Origin of the sequence: Rhodanobacter denitrificans (assembly GCF_003335105.1) — a bacterium.
GTDB lineage: Bacteria > Pseudomonadota > Gammaproteobacteria > Xanthomonadales > Rhodanobacteraceae > Rhodanobacter > Rhodanobacter denitrificans_A.
Genome location: NZ_QFWQ01000008.1, coordinates 91,971 through 113,824, shown reverse-complemented (window position 1 = coordinate 113,824; position 21,854 = coordinate 91,971). Strand labels below are relative to the sequence as shown.

The following is a 21,854-nucleotide window of genomic DNA, read 5'->3' as shown; positions in this document are numbered from 1 at the left end:
CTAGGGGACATGGCTGCGCAGTTTGTTACGAAATCGTTGACACATTCGTATTTTCTTGTTATCAAATTCCAGGGTCGAGAATTTGATCCTTGGAGAGGATTTCCTGTGCCAGTCCAGCTGCTTGGGGGACGCAGCGGGCCATTTCTCGGGCTTCGTCCGTAAGTTTGCCGCATCCGGCAAGGGCTTTTTTTGCCTGTAATTCGCAAAAATTTTCGCGTTAACGATCGCCATTCGCAATTTTTCATGGGGGAAAATGATGAACCAGTCTCAGAGTAATGCGCGGCCCTTGCTGCGCCTTTCCGCACTATCGGTAGCGCTGGGCATGTCCTTGGCCGGCACCGCGCTGGCGCAGTCCAACATCACGGGCTCGATCTTCGGCCAGGTTGGTGCGAAGCAGGGCGACACGGTACTGATCCAGAACGCGGACACCGGCTTCAGCCGCTCGACCACGGTGGACACCAGCGGCCGCTACCGCTTTTCGTCGCTGCCGGTCGGCAAGTACAAGGTCACGCTGCAGAACCACGGGACCACGGTCAGCAGTCGTGACAACATCTCGGTGGTGATCTCGGGCGGTTCGGAAGTATCGTTCGCCTCGCCGGGACAGACCACCGAGCTGGGAGCGGTTTCGGTCACGGCCTCCTCGCTGCCGGCCATCGACGTGTCGTCGGTGGATACCCGCACCGTGCTGACGGCGGAGCAGATGCAGAAGCTGCCGCTGGCGCGGGATGTGTTGGCGGCGGCCTTGCTGGCGCCCGGCGTCATCCAGGGCTCGAGCTACAACGCCCCGAGCTTCGGCGGTTCGGCGGCTTCCGAGAACGCCTACTACATCAACGGCTACGCGGTCACCAATCCGCTGACCTCGATCGGTCTCTCGGTCCTGCCGTTCGACGCCATCGACCAGGAGCAGGTGCTGACCGGCGGCTACGGCGCCGAATTCGGCCGCTCCACCGGTGGCGTGATCAACATCGTGACCAAGCGCGGCAGCAACGAATGGAAGGCCGGCGTCTACAGCACGTGGGCACCGCAGGCGCTGCGTTCCGACCCGCACAACATCGACTTCGCCAACACCGGCTTCTACGGCAATTCCAATCCCAGCCCGCTGGCCAAGGACCACACCGACGGCACGCTGTACCTGAACCGCAATCGCGCGCAGTACTGGACCTCTACCGTGGGCGCCTACGTCAGCGGCCCGCTGATCCAGGACAAGCTGTTCTTCTACGCGAATGCGGAAGTGAACCGGCAGGAAGGCAACAGCGTCCGCTACTACACCAACTCCACTGCGTTGAACCTCCAGCAAGCCTGGAGCGATTACGCCTACAAGAAGCCGCGCTGGACCGCGAAGATCGACTGGAACATCAACGACAGCAACATCGTCGAGCTGACCGGCGTCTCGGACAAGACCCAGTATGACGCCAAGTACTCGCCGTACAGCTACACCACCGACAGCCACAGCAGCACGCAGACCGGCGGCGTCTACACAAAGGACGGCGGCGAGCTCTACGTCGGCAAGTACACCAGCTACCTGACCGACGACCTGACCGTGTCGGCGCTGTACGGCACGCAGAAGATCGCCCACGTCAGCACGCCCTGGCAATACGATCCGAGCTGCCCGCAAATCTCGGTGACTGCCCAGACCGCGGCCCCCGGCCTGACCTACAACACCTGCCAGCTGGCCACTTCCACCATTCTGGTGCCGGGTGCGAACGACAAGACCCACGGCGGCCGCCTGGACATCGAGTACCGCATCGGCGACCACGACGTCCGCGTGGGCTTCGACAAGCAGATCGCCGATTCGCTGACCGGCGGCAGCATCGCCGGCGGTTATCGCTGGACCTACGGCTGGCAGAAGGATCCGGCGGCGGCGATCGACGGCGGCAACGGCGTGGGCTCGCCGCAAGACGCGGGCGGCCTCGGCACGAAGGGCTACTACGTCTACCGCTACTACAACACCCAGCTGGCCCGCGTGAAGACCGAGCAGGAAGCGCAGTACATCGAGGACCGCTGGCAGGTGAACAATAACCTGCTGCTGTCACTCGGCTTGCGCAACGAGCAGTTCACCAACTACAACGGCGACAACCAGCCCTACGCGCGTCAGCGCCACCAGCTGGCACCGCGGCTGGGTGTCTCGTGGGACGTGTTCGGCGATTCCAGCCTCAAGGTATTCGCCAACGCCGGCCGCTACCACCTGGCGATGCCGAACAACGTGGCGGTGCGCGGCGCTTCCGGCTCGCTGATCACCAGCGAGTACTTCACCTACACCGGCCTCGACCCGCGCACCGGTGCGCCGACCGGCCTCAGCCCGGTCGCCGTGGACCGCAGCAAGGGCGCCACCTGCGGCAATACGAACCTGGTCTCGACCAACCTCGAGTGCGGCCAGGCGCCCGACCCGCGCACGGTGGCGGCCAAGGGCATGAAGTCGCACTTCCAGGACGAGTACATCCTGGGCGCGGAATACCAGGTCAGCCCGACCTTCGTGACGGGCGCCAAGGTCACCGTGCGCAAGCTGCGCAGCGCGATCGACGATACCTGCACCCAGGCGCTGGGCGGCCGCTGCTTCCTGTTCAACCCCGGCCAGGCCAATACCTTCCTGCTGGAGCAGCCTGACGGCAGCTTCGTCGAGGCGCACTACACCAACGGCCAGCTTGGTTTCCCCAAGCTGAAGCGCAAGTACGCCGCGCTGGACCTGTTCGTGGAGCATCCGTTCGCTGACAACTGGTACGGCAAGATCGGCTACACCTTCTCGCACAACTACGGGAACACCGAAGGTCAGCTGCTCTCCGATCTGGATACCGGTACCGGTGGACAGTCGGATGTGTCGGTGACCCAGGACTGGGACAAGCCGCAGTTGATGGTGGGCTCCAACGGCTCGCTGCCGAATGACCGCAAGCACCAGATCCGCGCGTTCGGCTACTACCAGTTCAGCAAGGAGTGGCGCGTCGGCTCCACCGTGCAGGTGGCCTCCGGCCGGCCCAAGAGTTGCCTCAGCTTCTGGCCCGACCCGACCACCAAGGGCATCTACAACTCGTCGAGCTACCACTACTGCGGCCTGGCCATCACCGGTTCGCAGGTCGTGTACGCCCCGCGCGGCACCAGCGGGACCACGCCCTGGACCTACAAGCTGGACCTCAATGCGGCGTACACGCCGGCTTGGGCGGACAACAAGCTGACGCTGCAGGTCGACGTGTTCAACCTGCTGAACCGCCAGACGCCGCAGTACTACAACATGCGCTTCGCGAGCAATCGCAGCACGGTCAATCCGCTCTACGGCCGGGTGTTGAACTACACCGATCCGCGGACGGTACGCTTCACCGTGCGCTACGACTTCTGAACGTAGCGGATAACGCAGGTTCGGCCTGACGTGCCGAATGCCGAACCATCGCTCCTTAGCCGTCGGGTTTCCCGGCGGCTTTTTTTCGGACGCTAAATCGGCACGGTGGTCCGGGCGCCTACTTCTCCGGGGGCGGGGCGGTACCGACGGTCAGGCCGCTGCTGTCCACGCTCTTCACGCCCTTGACGAGCTGGGCTACGCGTTCGGCATGGTCTTTTTGGGCCTCCGATGCGACGGTGCCGCTGAGCGTGACCACACCGTCATGGGTCGAAACCGAAATGTCGGTGGCCGGGATGCCCTTGGTGGTGCCGAACTCGGACTTCACCTTGGTAGTGATCCAGGCATCGGCTGCCTTGTCCGGTACGGTCCGGTTTTCAGACGACTGTTGCATGTGCGCACCGGCGTCCTGAGCCATGACTTGGCCGAGTGGCGTGGCTGCGAAGACGAACATCAGGGTCGTGGCATACAGGCTGTGGCGAATGATGGAAGTGCGCATGGCGGTCTCCTTGGGTGGGATGACGCTGCCTGTCGGGAGCGAGAGGCATCGCGGTGCCTGCCATGCCAGCAGCCGGGTCGTGAACGTCGCGTGGCCATGACCGCCACGGGTTCAGCGCGCGATTACGGATGCGAAGGGCGGGTCTTCTCGATGTTGGCATCGCGTTGGATATCCATATGCCGCGCATGAAAAAGCCGGGGCGCCGAAGCGCCCCGGCTTTTCGTCGAGTGCGGTCACCTACTTCAGCGTGGTCTGGCTGGTGATCACCATGCTGCCGGTCTCCACATGCATTTCCGCATCGATGCGGTCGACGCGTTCGGCCTGGAATTTCATCGCGGCGAACTGCGCCTTGGAGCGCTTCAGCTCCGCGGCCGCGCTGGCGGCATCCTCGGTCTCGTCGACCGAGGGCTGGTCGTTTTTGCCGAGCGTGGCGGTGACGGCGGCCAGGTTGTCGATCTTGTCTTCCATCAGCTGCAGCCAGCTGAGGTACATCGCGCCGCTGATGTGCATGCGACCGAGCTGCCCGGCGTCGCCGGGCGGATCCTTCAAGGTGTCGCCGAGGCGCGCATCCTCGCCGGCGCCGACGCCGAGTGCGAGCGCCTTGTCGCTTATGGCGATCCAGGCCGGCTGGCCCAGTATGCCGACCATGTCTTTCGGCAACGGCAGCGGCTTGCCGTCGTGGCCCGGCTTCAGCTGGGCCAGCGCAGGCACCATCATCTGGCCCATCGCGAACAGGCCGTCAGGGTTGTTGGTGCCCAGCACGAGGCGTCCGCTGAACGTGGGCATGGCGGCGTTCGCGGCCGGCGGCACCAGCGAGTCAAGCGCGACGCGCAGGCCTAGCATGTCGCCGAACGGCGGGATCGCGGCCTTCTGCATGACCGGGCCGAGCTTGGCGAAGCTGTCGTTGAGGTCGGTCAGCGAGGGGCAGCTGAACGGTTTGGCGGCCACCGCCTCGGCCTGGGCCAGCCAGAACGTGCGCAGGCTGGCGACCGGCAGGGCCACGCTCAGGTCGAACGGCGCAGTGCCGGCGCGGCCCAGGCCGGGCAGCTCCACTTTGAGGCCGGCGAACGCCTTGCCGATGTCATCGGCCAGCGCCACGTCGAAGCGTACGTCCTGGTGCTTGGCGTCGAGCCGGGTGTAGCCGAAGCTCATCGCCGGGACGCGGGCGGCGATCCGGGCGGCATCGGTGGTGCAACTGGGCGAAGTCTGCAACTGGGTGGCCACCGGCTCGCCGGTCTTGGCCGCGATGGCTTCGGCATGGGCCTTCTGGATCGCGCCGATCAGCGCATCCTTGCCGCTGATGGCCAGCGGCAACGCGCGGGTCAGGTCCAGTTCGCCGACCAGCCACTTCTGGTAGCCCTTGGCCTTGGCCAGCGCGGCCAGGCGGCCATCGTCCTGCAGGTTTTTCTGCGGCCGGTCCAGGCCCAGCGCCTGGCGCAGCAGGGCCGGCGTGGCATCGGCGGGCAGCAGCGCGGCCACGGCCTGCTTGCCGACCGTGGCGAGGATCATTTCGGTGCCCGAGGCCGGGAACGCGTATTTGCGGTAGCCCTGCTGGCCCACCTTGGCGACATCGAGCTTCTTGCCGTAGGCGGTTTCCAGCCGGCCGACGAAGCCCTCGAAGGCCGCCGGGTCGCTAAGCTCGAAGCGCAGCACCGGCGCCAGGCCAAGGCCGTACAGCGCGGAGTGGCCCTTGAGGTTCAGGCCGGCGCCGTGGACGAAGCTCTCGACCGTCTTGCCGTCGAACTCGGCGCGCAGCGCGCGCAGCAGCCGGGCGCCGTCGGGATCCTTCACCGCCAGCCGGTCGGCGGTCGCCTCGAGCTGGGCCAGCTGGGATGGCAGTTGCGCGTCCGCCTGGGCGAGCAGGGCGGTGCGGGTGGCATCGTCGAGCACCTCCAGATTGGCCACCACGTACGGCGTGTCCGCCGGCACGAAAGCCAGCGGCGCATCCTTGTCCTTGTGTCCGCAGGCGGCCAGCATGGTGCCGGCCAGAACCAGCGCGATGCATCGCGTCATCGATCGCATGTTGATCCCCAGAGAGATGGTGAGTGCTGCATTCGCCATTATGCCCGCTTGCGTCGGGCGCAGGCGTTTCAGCGGGCCAGCACCTCGTTCAGCACCGCCATGCGCACGAACACACCGTTGCCAACCTGTTCGAGGATGCGCGACTGCGCGCCGTCGGCCACATCCGAGGCGATCTCGATGCCGCGGTTGATCGGCCCCGGATGCATCACCAGGCAACCCGGGGCGGCCAGCGCCAGGCGCCGCCGGTCCAGCCCATAACGGGCGAAATAGGCGGCCTCGTCCGGCAGTTCGATGCTGGCCATGCGCTCTTTCTGCAGGCGCAGCATGATCACCGCGTCGGCGCCGTCGATGGCCTGGTCGAAGTCGTCGTAGCGGCGGCCCTGCGGCATGTCGCCCGCCGCCGGCATCAGCTCGGCGGGGCCGCACAGGCGGATCTCCTTCACGCCGAGGGCGGTGAAGGCGTCGATGTCCGAGCGGGCCACCCGCGAATGCCTGATGTCGCCGCAGATGACCACGGTGAGATTGCCGAAGTCCGGCCGGTGCTGGCGGATCGTCAGCGCGTCCAGCAGGCCCTGGGTGGGATGCGCGCGGTTGCCATCGCCGGCGTTGATCACCGACACCCCGCTCATGGCGTGGCGCACCAGCTCTTCCGGGGTGCCCGAGCGCTTGTGGCGCACCACGATCGCGTCGAGGTGCATCGCTTCCAGCGTGTGCAGGGTGTCGAACAGTTCCTCGCCCTTGCTGGTGGAGGACAGCCCGATGTCGAAGTTGACCACGTCGGCGCCCAGCCGCCGCGCGGCGAGCTCGAACGAGGTGCGCGTGCGCGTGGACGGTTCGAAGAACAGGTTCAGTACGGTGCGCCCGGCCAGCACATCGAGCTTGCGGGTGCCGTGCGCGCAGGCGTCGCGCAGGGACTCGGCGCGGTCGAGCAGGCGCTCGATCGTCTCGCGCGGGAGATTTTCCAGGGTGGTCAGGTGGCGCAGGCGAGGGCTCATGGCGGCAGGGTCTGGAAGTGGGAAGGGGGAAATCCGTTCAGTGGCCGGGGTTCTCGGCCACCGGCGCGTCGGCGCCGGCGAGCCAGCGCTCGAGGATGATCGCCGCCGCCTCGGCGTCGATGGTGGCGGCATCGCGGCGGCGCCTGAAGCCCGCAGCGCGGGCGGCGGCGAAGCGCCGTGCGGCCTCCTGCGAGCTGTGCCGCTCGTCGACGAGCACCACCGGCAGGCCGTAGCGCTGCTGCAGGGTGGCGGCGAACCGGCGGGCGCGGCGGCTGGCGGCCTGCTCGGCGCCGTCCAGGGTCAACGGCAGGCCGACCACGAGGGAGTCGGGTTGCCATTCCCGGTGGAGCGCGTCGAGCCGGTTCCAGTCCGGTTCGTCGTCATGCACCGCCAGCACGGCCAGCGCGCGGGCGCTGGCCGTGAAAGTATTGCCGATGGCCACGCCGGTGAGCCGGCTACCCACGTCGAAGCCGAACACGCAGCTCATGCGTGGCCCGCGTAGCCGGACAGCTGGCGCGGGTCGACCCCGACCAGTCCGGCGGCGGCGCTCCAGCGTTCCTCCAGCGGGGTGTCGAACACCACGCGACCGCACGCCTCGGCGGTGAGCCAGGCATTGGCCATCAGTTCCTGTTCCAGCTGGCCGGCGTCCCAGCCGGCGTAGCCGAGCACCATGATGGCCTGGCGCGGGCCTTCGCCGGCGGCCATCGCGACGAGGATGTCACGCGAGGTGGTGACCGACCATTCGGTGTTGATGCGGTAGCTGGAATCCCAGTCGCCGGGTTCGCGGTGCAGCACGAAGCCGCGTTCCTGCTGCACCGGGCCGCCGATCAGCACCGGCGCGTCGGCCAGTTCGCTGTCTGCGCATTCGAGTTTCATCTGCGCCAGCACGTCGCCGAAACGGTATTCGGACAGCTGGTTCACCAGCAGGCCCACCGCGCCGCCTTCGTCGTGCTGGCACAGCAGCGCCACACCGCGCGAGAACGGCGGATCGGCCAGGCCCGGCATGGCGATCAGGAAGTGCCCGGTGAGGGTCGAGGACTGCACGGCGGTCATGCGCACATTGTAAGCGCACGGCGCGGCGTGCGCTGCAGGCCGGGAGGGCCGTTCAGCGGGTCTGCAGCACGTTGTTCGGCTGGAAGCGCCAGGTGCGGGTGATATTGAGCTCGTCGATGCGCTCGTTGCTCCGTGGCGCGGGCGGGAACGGGGCGGCCAGCCGCACGATGCGCTCGGCAGCCGCATCCAGCACCTTCTGGCCGGAGCTCTGGATCACCTCGATGTTCTTGATGCTGCCGTCGAGGTTCAGCACCACGGTGAGCAGCACGTCGCCGTGCAGGCCGCGGCTGCGGGCTTCTTCCGGGTAGTTGAGATTGCCGACCCGCTCGACCCGGTCGGACCAGCCGCGCATGTAGGCGGCATAGGCGTATTCGCGGGTGCTGGCGGTGAGGTACTTCACCTTCGGCCGCTTGGCGTAGTCCACCTTCTTCCTGCTCAGCTCGGCGGCCAGCTGGGCGATCGCCTGCTGACGCCTCAGTTCGTCGGCGGTGGGCGTCGGTTCCTGCGGATCGACCTCGGTTTGCGCGGTATCGCTGGTCACGCGGAAATCGGTGGCGCCGCTGGTGGTGACCATGCGCGTCGGGGTGGCCTCGCGCGGCTGCGGCGTGGTGGCTTCGACCGGTTGTGCCGCGATGCCGGGATCGGGCTTCGGGATGGCGCCGGAGAACAGCTCCGACGGCCGCGCGGCGCGGTCGCTGCGGCCGCCGCCGGTGTTGTTGGCCTGGGCCAGGAAGTCCGCCTTGTCCGGCGCCTGCTGGTTGGCCACGTTGACCAGGGTCACGTCCAGCGTGGGCAGACTGGGCGCTGGCTTCGCGAAATGGAACGTGATGCCCAGCAGCAGCACGCCGTGCAGCAACAGCGAGAACAGCAGGGTGGCGCCGATCGGATCGGGCGACGGATTGACGGTTGCGGTGGCGCTCACGCGTTGCGGTTTCCGGTGACGTGCCGCTCGACGACATCGAACAGCTGGCCGGCAATGTTAAGCCCGAACTGCGCGTCCAGCTCACGCACGCAGGTCGGGGATGTGACGTTGATCTCGGTCAGGTAGTCGCCGATCACGTCCAGTCCGACGAACAGCAGGCCGCGCCGGCGGAGTTCCGGCGCCACCTGGTCCACGATCCAGCGGTCGCGCTCGGACAGCGGCACGCCGACGCCGCGGCCGCCGGCGGCCAGGTTGCCGCGGAATTCGTCGCCTTGCGGAATGCGCGCCAGCGCGTAGGGCACCGGCTCGCCGTCGATCACCAGGATGCGCTTGTCGCCGGCGCTGATGGCGGGAATGAACTTCTGGGCGATCGTGAATTGCCGCCCTTCGCCGTGGGCATCGCCGCCGAGCAGGGTCTCCAGCATCGAATTGAGGTTGCCGTCGCCGGCCCTGGCCCGGAAGATGCCGCGCCCGCCCATGCCGTCCAGCGGCTTCAGCACCACCTCGCCGTGTTCAGCTGTGAACCGGCGCAGTTCGCCCGGATCGCGCGAGACCAGGGTCGGCGCGATGCATTGCGGGAATTCCAGCGAGAACAGCTTCTCGTTGCAGTCGCGCAGCGAGCGCGGGTCGTTGATCACCGCCACGCCGCCGCGCCGGGCCGCCTCCAGCACCATCGTGTCGTAGATGAACTGGGCGTCGACCGGCGGATCCTTGCGCATCAGCACCACGTCGAGTTCGCGCAGGTCTCGCCACTGCGCCGGGCCCAGCGTGAACCAGTGCTGCGGGTCCTCGCGCACCTCGAGCGGGGCGATCCGCGCCCAGGGTTCGCCGTTGCGCAGGGCCAGGTCGCCCTGCTCGAAGTAGTGCAGTGAATGGCCGCGGCGACCGGCCTCCAGCAGCATCGCGAAGCTGGTGTCCTTGGCTATCTTGATCGCACTGATGGGATCCATCAGCACGCCGACCGAAAGGGTCATCACATTCTCCGTGGGTGGCGACCCGTGGGGCGGGTCGGGATCGTCAGGCCGCTATACTAAGGCGGATGCGGGAAATCCCGTGCCGCGTCGCTGTCGCCGGCGGCCGGATGGTGCCAATATGGGTCACGTTGTGCGGGTGGCAGGCAGCAGGGGTGATTATTGCTTGACAGTCTCGGCGGGCAGGCAGTAAACAGCAAAGCCTTGGATATCCCGCTACAGCGCGGTCTTATCGGGTGGTTCGTTTCGACTTTTTTGCTGCGCACCGTCCGGCATGACCATTGCATGCCATGGTGCCTATCCTGAGCTCGAGTGAGCCGCAGGGGGGAGTAGGTGAATTTGAACATGAGTGCTAATGACTTGGCTGGTCTCAAGGTCATGGTGATCGATGACTCCAAGACCATCCGCCGCACCGCGGAGACCCTGCTCAAGAAAGAGGGCTGCGAAGTACTGACCGCCGTCGACGGCTTCGAGGCATTGGCCAAGATCTCCGACCAGAAGCCCGCGATCATCTTCGTCGACATCATGATGCCGCGGCTGGACGGCTACCAGACCTGCGCGCTGATCAAGAACAATCCGCAGTTCCGCGCCACGCCGGTGATCATGCTGAGTTCGAAGGACGGCCTGTTCGACAAGGCGCGTGGCCGCATCGTGGGCGCCGAACAATACCTGACCAAGCCGTTCACGCGTGACGAGCTGCTGGGCGCCATCCATCGCCATGTCGGCACGGTCTCGAGCCACTGACTGCAGATTCTGAGGGGGGCCTGTGGCCAATATTCTCATCATCGACGACTCGCCGACCGACGTGCGCGTGTTCACCACGCTGCTGGAACGGGCCGGGCATCAGGTCGTCGCCGTCAGCACCGCCGAGGAAGGCATCGAGCGCGTGCGCTCCGATCTTCCGGCGCTGGTCATCATGGACGTCATCATGCCCGGCATGAACGGCTTCCAGGCGACCCGCACGCTGACCCGCGACCCGGTCACCTCGGCAGTGCCGATCGTGATGATCACCACCAAGTCGATGGAAACCGACCGTGTCTGGGGCCTGCGCCAGGGCGCCCGCGCGTTCATTACCAAGCCGGTGAACGAAAAGGAACTGCTGGCCTGCATCAACGAATTGCTGCCGAGCGCGACATGAACGAGCCCGTCAACCGCACTCCGTTCGAGATCCTGGCGCGGTACGAGCGGCTGTCGCTGGCGCACGCATCGGATACGCAGGAGAAGTTCGAGGCGCCCGGCCTGTGGCGCGGGATCGGCTTCCGCGTCGGCTCGCGGCTGCTGGTCAGCGGCATCGACGAGATCAACGAATTGCTCGCGGTGCCGGTGCTCACCCCGGTGCCGGGGACGCAGCCGTGGCTGCTCGGCGTGGCCAACGTGCGCGGCAACCTGGTGCCGGTGGTCGATTTCGGCCGCTTCCTGTTCGGCGAACGCACGCAGTACACCGACCGCACCCGCCTGCTGGTGGTGCGCCAGGGCGGCGGCAGCGTGGCGCTGCTGGTGGACGAGGTGTTCGGCCAGCGCACCGTGGACGAGGAACAGCGGCGCGAGGCCGGAGCCGAGGATGATCCGCGGCTTTCCCGTTTCGTCGACAGCCGCGTGGGCGAACAGCAACTGGCGATGTTCAGCATGAACCGGCTGGTGCGCGCACCGGATTTCCGGCAAGCCGCGGCCTGAAGCCGCGGCTTGCCGCAGTGGCATGAAGGGCCGGCGCCTGCAGGGCCGGCAATCTCGGGACGGGCATTCCCTGGTGGTACGCGCTCTGCGGAGCCGGTGACGTAATCAGTTAGACGGATGAGGTGAACATGAGCACTACAGGGGGCGTCAGCCGGGAGCGCGGTTACACCGTACTCATTGTCCTGCTGCTGATAGCGATGGGTTTTGCCGCGCTGGATTTCTTCATGCTCAACCAGAAGAACGGCGAGGACCGCCAGGCGATTGCGCTGACCACACAGATCCAGGTGCTGTCTCAGCAGACGGCGAAGTTCGCACTGGAGTCGGCGGACGGCAACACCGACTCCTTCAAGGAGCTCGAATCCACCCGCAACGCGATCGATTCGGCCGTGCAGAAGCTGGGCAAGGGCGATCCAAGTGGCAGCATGAAGCCCTACGCCGACAACAACGCCACGCCGGCCGGCCGCGCCGTGAGCGCGCTCGACGCCTCGTGGAGGCAGCTCGACACCGACATCGGCAAGATCCTCTCCAACAAGGCCGTGGTGCTCGATTCCGGACAGCGCGCCGCCACGCTGTCGCAGCAGATGCCGCTGCTCAACTCGAGCATGGAGCAGGTCGTCAACATCCTGCAGCAGCGCAACGGCAGCGCCGAACAGATGCTGGGCACGTCTCGCCAGATGCTGTCCGCCGACCGTATCATCCGCCGCGTGCAGGAGGTGCTGCAGGGTGGTGACAATGCCCAGTCCGCGGCTGATGGCCTGTCCCGCGACGCGCAGCTGTACGGCAGCGTGCTGAAGGGGTTGCTCGAGGGCAACCCCGACAGCGGCGTGCGGCCGATCAACGACGCCAACGCGCACAAGATCCTCACCGAAATGGATGCCGGCTGGGCCCAGCTGGCCGACCCGGTGGCCAGGCTGATCGCCGCCGCCGGCAACATCGCCGACGTGAAGCGCGCGGGCAACCAGGCCTCGCTGGATTCGCAGACCGTGCTGCTGCGCGCGAACGACCTGTCCGAGCAGATCGGCAAGCTGCCGTTGCGCCGGCTGTTCCCCAACGTGTGGTGGGGCCTGCTCGGCGCGATCGCCGCGGTGGCGTTCGCCCTGCTGCTGGTCATCGCCCTGGTGCGCGACCAGCGCCGCCGGTTCGCGCAGAGTACCGAACTGAACCAGCGCAACCAGGAGGCGATCATGCGCCTGCTGGACGAGATGGGCTCGCTGGCGGAAGGCGACCTGACCGTGAAGACCACGGTGTCGGAGGACATCACCGGCGCCATCGCCGACTCGGTGAACTACGCCATCGACGAGCTGCGATCCCTGGTGACCACCATCAACGAGACCTCCGAGCAGGTGTCGTCCTCGGCGCAGGAAACCCAGACCACCGCCCGCCACCTGGCCAACGCGGCCGAGCAGCAGGCGCAGCAGATCAGCACCGCGACCTCGGCGATCAACCAGATCGCGAGTTCGATGGACGACGTGTCGAAGAACTCCGCCGAGTCGGCCGACGTGGCGGAACGCTCGGTGAAGATCGCCTCGCACGGCGCCGAGGTGGTGCGCGAGACGATCTCCGGCATGGACTCGATCCGCGACCAGATCCAGGAGACCTCCAAGCGCATCAAGCGGCTGGGCGAATCCTCGCAGGAGATCGGCTCGATCGTTGAACTGATCAACGACATCGCCGAGCAGACCAACATCCTTGCCTTGAACGCTGCGATCCAGGCGGCTTCGGCCGGCGAGGCGGGTCGCGGTTTCGCGGTGGTGGCGGACGAAGTGCAGCGGCTGGCGGAACGCTCGACCAGCGCCACCAAGCGCATCGAGGCGCTGGTGCAGACCATTCAGTCCGATACCAACGAGGCGGTGAACTCGATGGAGCAGACCACCGCCGAGGTGGTCGCCGGCGCACGCAAGGCGGAGGACGCCGGCAGCGCGCTGGGCGACATCGAGCGCGTCTCGCACGATCTGTCCTCGCTGATTCAGAACATCTCCACCGCGGCGCGCGAGCAGTCCGCGGCGGCGACCGACATTTCGCATTCGATGAACGCGATCCAGGAAATCACCTCGCAGACCTCGCAGGGCGCGAGCCAGACGGCCGACTCGATCGGTACGCTGGCGCAACTGGCGAGCGACCTGCGGCGCTCGGTGGCGCACTTCAAGCTGCCGGGCTGACAACGGGCCTGGCTGGTATGGGCATTTTGACGGGGAGTAGTCTCGTTGGTTGCGTGATGCATGCATGGCGCAACCGCTGAGAGAGGCGCATGAGACTTCAAGACCACATCGATTTCACCACGCTGCAGTGGGTCAAGCCGGAGCTCGACGATACCCTGTCGATCGCCCGCGAGGCGCTGGAGTCCTACGTCGACAATCCGGGCAAGCGCGACTACATGCGCACCTGCGCCGATCACCTGCACCAGGTGCGGGGCACCTTGCAGATGGTCGAGCTGTACGGCGCCGCGATGGTGGCCGCGGAGATGGAGGAACTGGCCCTCGCGCTCCTGGGGGACCGCGTCGCCCAGCGCGAGGAAGCCTATGCCGCCCTGATGCGCGGCCTGATGCAACTGCCCGACTATCTCGAACGACTGTCCGGCGGCCACCGCGACGTGCCGGTGGTGCTTCTCCCGCTGCTGAACGACTTGCGCACCAGTCGCGGACTGGAGGCGCTGCCCGAATCGGCGATGTTCCACCCCAACCTCGACGCGTTCCTGCCGGACCAGGCGCCCGCGGCGATGAGCGAGGCCTACGCCGAGGCGCATCGCGGCGAGCTGGTGGATCTGCGCCTGCGCTTCCAGCAGCAGTTGCTGGGCTGGTTCCGCGGGCAGAACCCGGCGCTGCAGCTGGCGAACATGCGCAAGACCCTGCTGGCGATCACCGCCCGCTGCCATTACGTGCACGGCCGGCGCCTGTGGTGGATCGCCTCCGGCGTGCTGGAAGGTCTGGAGCAGGGCCAGCTCAAGGGCTTTGCCGGGGAGATACGCCAGCTGGTCGGCAAGGTCGACCGCAACATCCGCCAGCTGATCGAGCACGGCGAGGACAGCCTGCGTGGCGGCGAAGCCGACGAGGTGGCCTGCAAGCTGCTCTACATCGTGGCCCAGGCCAAGCAGCACAGCCCGCAGATGGAACTGCTGCGCAGCACCTACGCGCTGGACAGCCTGCTGCCCGACGCCGGCGAGCTGGAACACGCCCGCGGCTCGATGGCCGGGCACAATCGCGCGCTGCTCGATTCCGTATCGCGCGCGCTGAAGGACGACCTGCTGCGCGTCAAGGAGGCGCTGGATCTGTTCCTGCGCCAGCAGGACGGTGATCCGGCACAACTCGCCGCACAGGGCGAAGTGCTCGAACGCGTGGGCGACACGCTCGGCATGCTGGCACTGGCGGTACCGCGCCGTGTGGTCACCGAACAGCGCCGGGTGCTCGACGAGATCGCCAACCGCATGCGCCCGGCCGACGAGGAAGCCCTGCTCGATGTCGCCGGCGCGTTGCTGTATGTCGAGGCTTCGCTGGACGACCACATCGAGAGCCTCGGTTCCGAGGACGAGTCGCCTGGTCCTGAAGCCATGCAGGGGCTGCCGCGCAGCGAGGCGCTGGGGGTGGTCACCACCCTGATGCAGGAAGCGATCGGCAATACCGGCAGGGTCAAGGACGCGATCGTGGCGTTCGTCGAATCCGGCTGGGAGCACGATCGCCTTGCCAGCGCACCGGCGTTGATGGACGAAGTCGCCGGCGCCATGAACATGCTGTCGTCGCCGCGCCCGGCCGAGCTGGCGCAGGGCATCGGCCGGTTCATCAACCATGAGCTGCTGGATGACCGGCGCGTGCCGAGCGGCGCCCAGATGGATCAGCTGGCCGATGCGCTGGCGGCGCTGGAGTACTACCTCGAGGCTGCGCGCGAACACCGCGGCGGCCTGGAGCACATCCTCGACGTGGCGGAACACAGCCTCGGCCTGCTCGGCTACTGGCCGGTGCCGTCGGCGCGCGCGGCGTCTGTCGCCGCCGCCGAAGCGGTCGTGCCGGCCAGCCAGCGGATCGATGACGAAGAGCACCCGGAGCTGTCCGAATCCGTCAGCCTGCTGCCGGGTCAGAATCTCGGGCACCTGTTCGTCGGCGACAGCGCGTCGCCTGCCGTGCCCGTCCATGACCTGGACGGCTTGCGCCTGGCACCGACCGAGGCGACCACGGCCGCCGGATGGGAGGGTCATGCCGCAGTCGACCAGGACGACTGGGTCGAGGTCGAGGAAGAGGTCGTCGAACAGGTGCCGGTGCGCGACGCACTGGCCGCGAATACCCGCTTCAACACCAGCGCGGATGGCATCGACGACGACATCCGCGAGATCTTCCTGGAGGAAATGCAGGAGGAGATCGACAACCTGCGCACCGCCGAGCAGGCGTGGCTGGCCGATCCGGCCCAGACCGCGGCCCTGATCGGCATCCGCCGTTCGTTCCACACGCTGAAGGGCTCGGGCCGGCTGGTGGGCGCCGGCGTGCTGGGCGAGTTTGCGTGGAAGGTGGAGGACATGCTCAACCGCGTGCTCGACAACACCATCGAGCCGAACGCGGACGTTCAGGCGCTGGTGCAGCATGCGATCGATGCGTTGCCGCAGCTGCTTGCTGCGCTCAAGGGCGACGGCGTGCCGTTGGCGCCGCTCAGCACGATCATGCATACGGCCGAGCAACTGGCCGCCGGCAAGCCGGCCCGCGTGGAGGATCATGCGCCGCGGGCCACCGAAACGGTCCGTCGGATCGTGCGCCGGCGCGTGCCGCGCTTCGATGCGGCCGCGGGAGCGGTGCCGGTAGCAGGCCTGACCGATCCCGAAACCGCTGCCGCGCGGGCCCCGGCCGAGCCCGTCATGGCCGAGCCGGTGATGCCGCCGGTGGATCCGGTGCTGCTGGAGATCCTGCGCAGCGAAGTGGCGCAATACCTGCAGACCATCCGCGCCGCGGTCCAGCGCAGCGACATCGAGTTGCCGATCGGCGAAGAACTGCTGCGTGCCGTGCATACGTTGCATGGCGCGATCGCGATGGTCGACATCCCGTTGCTCACGCAACTGCTGTCACCGCTGGAAGGTCTGTTCAAGCGCCTGCGCGCGGCCAATCTGCCGCTGACCTCCGAGGGTGTGCACCTGCTCGACCAGGCGGTCGACGTGGTCGACCGCGTAATGGGCCAGTTCGACGCCGCCGAGCCGCAGTTGCCCGACGCCGATCTGCTGACCGCTCAGATCGTCAACCTGCGCGATCGCTATCCCGAATCCAAGGTCGCGCACGTCGTGTACGAGCCGCGGGCCGACGAGGTGGAGCCCGAGGAGCCAGTCGGCGCCACGGATCATGCCGGCGTTGACGAAACGGGCATGACCGCCTCACTCGAGGCCGGCATGCTTGAAGCCACCAGCGCGCCGTCGGGCGAGGCGCCTGTCGCGTCGCCTGCGCCCGCCGTCGGGCAGGCGTCCGATGTCCATCCGGACGAGGCCCACCACGACGCGGTGACGGCGGAGTTGATGGCGGCCCTGGGCGCCTTCGACCCCGAACAGGCCGTGGCCGGAAAACTGGCCGCCGAACGCGCGGAAGCAGCGCGGATCGCTGCCGAGCAGCAGGCGGCCGAGCGTGCGGAAGCCGAGCGGGTTGCTGCCGAGCGGCTGGCGGCCGAACGCGCGGAAGCCGAACGGATCGCTGCCGAGCAGCAGGCGGCCGAGCGTGCGGAAGCCGAGCGGGTTGCTGCCGAGCAGCAGGCAGCCGAGCGTGCGGAGGCCGAGCGGGTTGCTGCCGCGAAACAGGCGGCCGAGCGTGCGGAGGCCAAACGGGCCTCCGCTGCGGACAAGACGGCGCACACCGAAAATGTCGCGCAGGATCCGGTTTACGCCCTGGCGGGGTCCGGCCAGATCGATGCCGATCTGCTGGAAGTATTCATCGACGAGGCGCGCGAGATCCTCGATCACGCGGATAGCGTGCTGGCCCAGTGGCATGCCGAACCGGGCAACCTGGCGCACGTGCCCGAGCTGCAGCGCGACCTGCACACGCTGAAGGGTGGTGCGCGCATCGCCGGCCTGGTGCCGGTGGGCGACCTCAGCCACGCGACCGAGACCCTGCTCGAAAAGCCGATCCGCGACCCGTCGGGAACCGGTCCGCTGATCGCCGCACTGGAGGCGAGCTTCGATCAGCTGCATGCCCTCGTGCAGCAGGTGTCGCAGGGTCGCACGCCCGATTACCCGCAGGCCATGATCAACCGCCTGCTGGCGTTGGCGGGCGAAACGGCGCTGGCCCACGACGCGGAGCCACACGTAGCCGCAACGGCGGTCCCGGCGCCGGCAGTACCGTCGCCGGCGACTGCCGCGGTGGACGGCATCGATCAGCTGCCTGAGTTGATGCCTGAGGCGGAAGAGGAAGTGCGTTCCTCGCAGGAGCAGATCCGGGTCCGCGCCGATCTGCTCGACAATCTGGTCAACCATGCCGGCGAAGTGGCGATCTACCGGTCGCGACTGGAGCAGCAGGTTGCCGGTTACCGCTTCAACCTGGTCGAGCTGGAACAGACCGTCTCGCGCCTGCGCAGCCAGCTGCGCATGCTGGAGATCGAGACCGAGGCGCAGATCATCGCGCGCTTCCAGCGCGAGCATCGCGAAGCGGGCATGGCGGCATTCGATCCGCTCGAGCTCGACCGCTATTCGCAGTTGCAGCAGTACTCGCGTGCGCTGGCCGAGTCGGTATCCGACCTGGTGTCGATCCAGAACATGCTGGACGAACTGACCCGCCAGGCCGAGACGCTGCTGATCCAGCAGTCGCGGGTCAGTACCGAGCTGCAGGATGGCTTGCTGCGCACGCGCATGCTGCCGTTCGACACGATGGTGCCGAACCTGCGTCGCACGTTGCGCCAGGCCGCGCAGGAGGAAGGCAAGCATGCCCAGCTCTACGTGGACGGTGCCCACGGCGAAATGGACCGCAACCTGCTCGACCGCATCAAGGCGCCATTCGAGCACATGTTGCGCAACGCGATCGCCCACGGCATCGAAGCTCCTGCCGAACGCCGCAAGCTAGGCAAGCCGGCCGAGGGCGCGGTGCACATCACGGTGGCGCGCGAGGCCACCGAGGTGGTGGTACGCGTCAGCGACGACGGCCGCGGCCTGAACCGCGAGGCGATCCGCAAGCGCGGCGTCGAGCGCGGTCTGCTGCGCCCGGAGACCCGGCCGACCGACAACCAGTTGCTCTCGCTGATCGCCCAGCCGGGCTTCTCCACCGCCAGCCAGGTCACCCAGCTGGCCGGCCGCGGCGTCGGCATGGACGTGGTGGCTAACGAAATCAAGCAGCTTGGCGGTTCGCTGTCGATCGAGTCGGAAGAGGGCAAGGGCACTACCTTCGTGCTGCGCCTGCCGTTCACCCTCGCGGTGACCCAGGCGATCCTGGTGCGTATCGGCGAGGCGACGTTCGCGATCCCGATGACCTCGGTACAGGGCGTGGCGCGAGTCAACCCGGCCGACCTGGCCGCGCTGATGGCCGAGGATGAGCCGTCGTTCCGCTACGGCAGCGAGGCATACGGCATCCACGACCTTGCCGAGCTGCTGGGCCTGCCGCCGGGGCTGCCGGCCGAGGACGAGCAGCAACCTCTGCTGCTGACCCGTGCCGGCGACCTGCGCGCGGCGATCCGCATCGACGCCGTCCTCGGGTCGCGCGAGATCGTGGTCAAGTCGGTCGGCCCGCAGATCAGCTCGGTGCCGGGCCTGCTCGGCGCGACCATCATGGGCGACGGCTCGGTGCTGATCATTCTGGATCTGGCGCCACTGGTGCGCCATGGCATCATCCGTCGCGAGCAACGCCTGGCCGAAGGCCTCAGCGCGGTGCAGGCGCCGGTGGTCGAGGAGGCGCAGGTGCGGCCGCTGGTGATGGTGGTGGACGACTCGATCACCATGCGCAAGGTCACCGGCCGCGTGCTGGAGCGTCACGAGTACGAGGTCAGCACCGCGAAGGACGGCGTCGACGCGCTGGAGAAGCTGCACGAGCGCGTGCCCGACCTGATGCTGCTGGACATCGAGATGCCGCGCATGGACGGCTACGAGCTGGCCACCCACATGAAGGCGGATCCGCGGCTGCGCGACGTGCCGATCATCATGATCACCTCGCGCAGCGGCGACAAGCATCGCCAGCGGGCGTTCGACATCGGCGTGGATCGCTATCTCGGCAAGCCGTACCAGGAGGCCGAGCTGCTGGCGCAGATCGCCGAGGTGCTGGAGCAACGTGCGGTGGAGCCGATACATGACTGATACCGTTCCGGCGGTGGCCCTGCTTTTCGACGACACCGACCTGGGCGGCCAGCTGCGCGAGGCGTTGCACGAGCGCGGCGCCCGCATCGTCCACGAAGGCGGGGTCTCCAGCCTCAGCCGCGAATTGCTGCAGCAGGTCGGTGCAGACGTGCTGGTGGTCAACCTGGACGACAGCGCCGACGACGCGCTCGATCGCCTGTACGAGGTGATCGACGACGACCGGCCGCGGGTGGTCTTCAACGACGCCCAGGCCAGTCGCGAGCTGACCGGCTGGGATCGTGCGCGCTGGGCGCGCCATCTCGCGGTCAAGGTCATGGCGATGGGCGACATCGACCCGCCGCGTCCGGGGGACGCCCGTGGCGTCGAGGCGCCGGTTGCGCCGCCGGCCGCTGCCGTGGCTGCCGAAGCGGCGGTGGAGTCGGCGATTGCCGCCCCCGTCACCGAGCCCGGGATCGACTTTCCCGCCCACCACGATCCCGACGGCCGGCACGAGCAGGTCGCCGCGGCCGAATCGGAGAACCTGGCGGCGGAACTGGAGGCCCTGCTGGCCTCGGGCGAACTGCCGGACGACGGTGCCGACGACGCCGGTCCGGGCCTGCGTTACCGCGACGACGACGAGCTGCCGCCGCTGCATGACGGCCATTTCGGCGAGTCGTCGCCCGCGGTGGGGCTGGCCGAACCGGCGCCCGTCGCGACGGCGAAGCCCACGGCCGGCGCGCGGCCGCCGGCGTTCCAGCTGGATCATCTGCAGCTGTCCCCGCTGGTCGATCCGGCGGACGCCACGAAAATCCCCGAGGCGGCCGCTCCGGCGCCTGCCGCCGCCGGCTCGGCGGCGCGTGCGCCGGACAGCTGGGCGCTGCTGGATGACGATCCTCCCTCGGCTGCACCCGCCGCCGCCGAAAAGTCCCACGTCGCGGCGTTCGGTATCGAGAAACTGAGCGCCGCCGATTTCCTCGCACCCGACGTCGAGGTGGTCGCGCCCGACCTCGAGCCGACCATGAGCCTCGAGCTGGTGTCGATGGAAGAGGCGATTGCGCCACAGGTGCAGGTCTACGAGCACGATCACGCGATGCTGCTCGACGAGCTCGACACTGCACTGAACCGGATCGTGCTGCTGGGTGCCACGACCGACGGCGTCGACTCCGTGTGTGATTTCCTGTCGGCGTTGCCGGCAACCACCCGGCTCACCTTCCTGCATACCCAGCATCTGGGTGGGCGGACGGACGTGGGCCTGGTGGAGAAATTTTCGGCGCACTGCGCGCTGCCGGTGCGGCTGGCCAGTCGGGGTCGCCGCCTCGGCTGCGGCGAGGTGGTGGTCGTACCTGCCGGTCAGCAGGTGCGCCTGCGTCGCGACGGCAGTGTCGAGCTTCAGGCTGACATCGCGCAGGAGCCGTCGATCGATGCCAGCCTCACCATGGCCGCCATCGCGTTCGGCCGCGATGCGCTGGCGATCGTGTTCGCCGGGCGCGGCAATGACGCCGTGGCCGGTGCGCAGGCGATCCATGACCGCGGCGGCCAGGTCTGGGTAGAGTCGTCGTCCGGTGAGCATTTTGCCGACATGGTCAGCGGAATCCTCGCCGAACGGCTGGTCAGTTTCTCCGGTACGCCGCCCGAACTGGCGGCGCGCCTGATCGAGGTATCCCCATGAGTGATCCGCTGCCGCGTGAAATCCGCTGCGTCCTGGTGCCGGTAGGCAACCTGCGCCTGCTGCTGCCCAATGCCACCATCGCCGAAGTGATCACCCAGAGCCGGCCCGAACCGGTGCCCGGCGGCCCTGCGTGGCTGCTCGGCCGGATCGCCTGGCGCGGCTGGCGCGTGCCGCTGGTGTCGTTCACCGAACTGGCCGGCACCGAAGAGGGCGACGCCGAACTGGTCGTGCGCGTGGCCGTGCTGAAGGCGCTCGGCGGCAACCCGGCGATGCCGTTCATCGCGGTGCAGACCCAGGGCTTCCCGCGCCTGACCACGCTCAATGCGGAGCTGATCATCCCCACCCACGACGGCAGGCAGCTGCCGCCGGGCGTGCGCGCCCATGTGCTGGTGCGCGACGACGTGGCGATGATCCCGGACCTGGAGTGGATCGAAGCCACCCTGCTCGATCTGTTCGGCGATGCCGAGCCATTGCACGCTGCGGCATCGTCCGCCACGGAAGACTGAACAGGATGG

General features: G+C 67.7%; 15 protein-coding genes. 8 read left to right on the top strand and 7 right to left on the bottom strand.

Going from position 1 to position 21,854, the window contains the following annotated elements:
* Window positions 1-322: 322 nt before the first annotated feature.
* Window positions 323-3,328, top strand: a complete 3,006-nt coding sequence (locus DEO45_RS13575) for a TonB-dependent receptor (RefSeq protein WP_223250871.1) — start codon at window positions 323-325, stop codon at window positions 3,326-3,328.
* 118 nt (window positions 3,329-3,446) lie between these two features.
* On the opposite strand, the gene DEO45_RS13570 is transcribed toward DEO45_RS13575, so the two are convergent.
* The 7 genes from DEO45_RS13570 to gshB form a co-directional block, all read right to left on the bottom strand.
* Complete coding sequence (locus DEO45_RS13570; RefSeq protein WP_114344633.1) at window positions 3,447-3,824, bottom strand: BON domain-containing protein; 378 nt, start codon at window positions 3,822-3,824, stop codon at window positions 3,447-3,449.
* Between the two features lie 237 nt (window positions 3,825-4,061).
* On the bottom strand, window positions 4,062-5,846 hold the full coding sequence (locus tag DEO45_RS13565; RefSeq protein ID WP_189339758.1) for a hypothetical protein: 1,785 nt from the start codon (window positions 5,844-5,846) through the stop codon (window positions 4,062-4,064).
* Between the two features lie 68 nt (window positions 5,847-5,914).
* On the bottom strand, window positions 5,915-6,841 hold the full coding sequence (locus DEO45_RS13560; protein WP_114344628.1) for an aspartate carbamoyltransferase catalytic subunit: 927 nt from the start codon (window positions 6,839-6,841) through the stop codon (window positions 5,915-5,917).
* Between the two features lie 37 nt (window positions 6,842-6,878).
* On the bottom strand, window positions 6,879-7,328 hold the full coding sequence (gene ruvX, locus DEO45_RS13555; RefSeq protein WP_114344625.1) for a Holliday junction resolvase RuvX: 450 nt from the start codon (window positions 7,326-7,328) through the stop codon (window positions 6,879-6,881).
* On the bottom strand, window positions 7,325-7,894 hold the full coding sequence (locus DEO45_RS13550; RefSeq protein WP_114344623.1) for a YqgE/AlgH family protein: 570 nt from the start codon (window positions 7,892-7,894) through the stop codon (window positions 7,325-7,327). Before DEO45_RS13550 ends, ruvX begins: the two co-directional genes overlap by 4 nt.
* A gap of 52 nt (window positions 7,895-7,946) precedes the next feature.
* The gene (locus DEO45_RS13545) at window positions 7,947-8,816 is read right to left on the bottom strand and encodes an energy transducer TonB (RefSeq protein WP_114344621.1); all 870 of its coding nucleotides are present in this window, start codon (window positions 8,814-8,816) and stop codon (window positions 7,947-7,949) included.
* Window positions 8,813-9,790 (bottom strand): glutathione synthase, encoded by a 978-nt coding sequence (gene gshB / locus DEO45_RS13540; RefSeq protein ID WP_114344838.1) that lies wholly within the window; start codon window positions 9,788-9,790, stop codon window positions 8,813-8,815. Before gshB ends, DEO45_RS13545 begins: the two co-directional genes overlap by 4 nt.
* Window positions 9,791-10,132: 342 nt before the next feature.
* Between gshB and pilG the strand changes: the two genes are divergently transcribed.
* The 7 genes from pilG (at window position 10,133) to DEO45_RS13505 (ending at window position 21,845) form a co-directional block, all read left to right on the top strand.
* On the top strand, window positions 10,133-10,531 hold the full coding sequence (pilG, locus tag DEO45_RS13535; RefSeq protein ID WP_114344619.1) for a twitching motility response regulator PilG: 399 nt from the start codon (window positions 10,133-10,135) through the stop codon (window positions 10,529-10,531).
* A gap of 22 nt (window positions 10,532-10,553) precedes the next feature.
* Entirely contained in the window at window positions 10,554-10,925 is a 372-nt protein-coding gene (locus tag DEO45_RS13530; RefSeq protein WP_114344616.1) for a response regulator, read from the top strand.
* A complete protein-coding gene (locus tag DEO45_RS13525; protein ID WP_114344614.1) occupies window positions 10,922-11,461 on the top strand; it encodes a chemotaxis protein CheW in 540 nt (179 codons plus the stop codon). Before DEO45_RS13530 ends, DEO45_RS13525 begins: the two co-directional genes overlap by 4 nt.
* A gap of 128 nt (window positions 11,462-11,589) precedes the next feature.
* Entirely contained in the window at window positions 11,590-13,620 is a 2,031-nt protein-coding gene (locus DEO45_RS13520) for a methyl-accepting chemotaxis protein (protein WP_114344611.1), read from the top strand.
* 89 nt (window positions 13,621-13,709) lie between these two features.
* Window positions 13,710-19,691, top strand: a complete 5,982-nt coding sequence (locus DEO45_RS13515; protein ID WP_114344609.1) for an Hpt domain-containing protein — start codon at window positions 13,710-13,712, stop codon at window positions 19,689-19,691.
* Complete coding sequence (locus DEO45_RS13510; protein WP_114344606.1) at window positions 19,684-21,339, top strand: chemotaxis protein CheB; 1,656 nt, start codon at window positions 19,684-19,686, stop codon at window positions 21,337-21,339. The genes DEO45_RS13515 and DEO45_RS13510 overlap by 8 nt, the downstream gene beginning before the upstream one ends.
* Window positions 21,336-21,845, top strand: a complete 510-nt coding sequence (locus tag DEO45_RS13505) for a chemotaxis protein CheW (protein WP_114344604.1) — start codon at window positions 21,336-21,338, stop codon at window positions 21,843-21,845. Before DEO45_RS13510 ends, DEO45_RS13505 begins: the two co-directional genes overlap by 4 nt.
* Window positions 21,846-21,854: the final 9 nt, after the last annotated feature.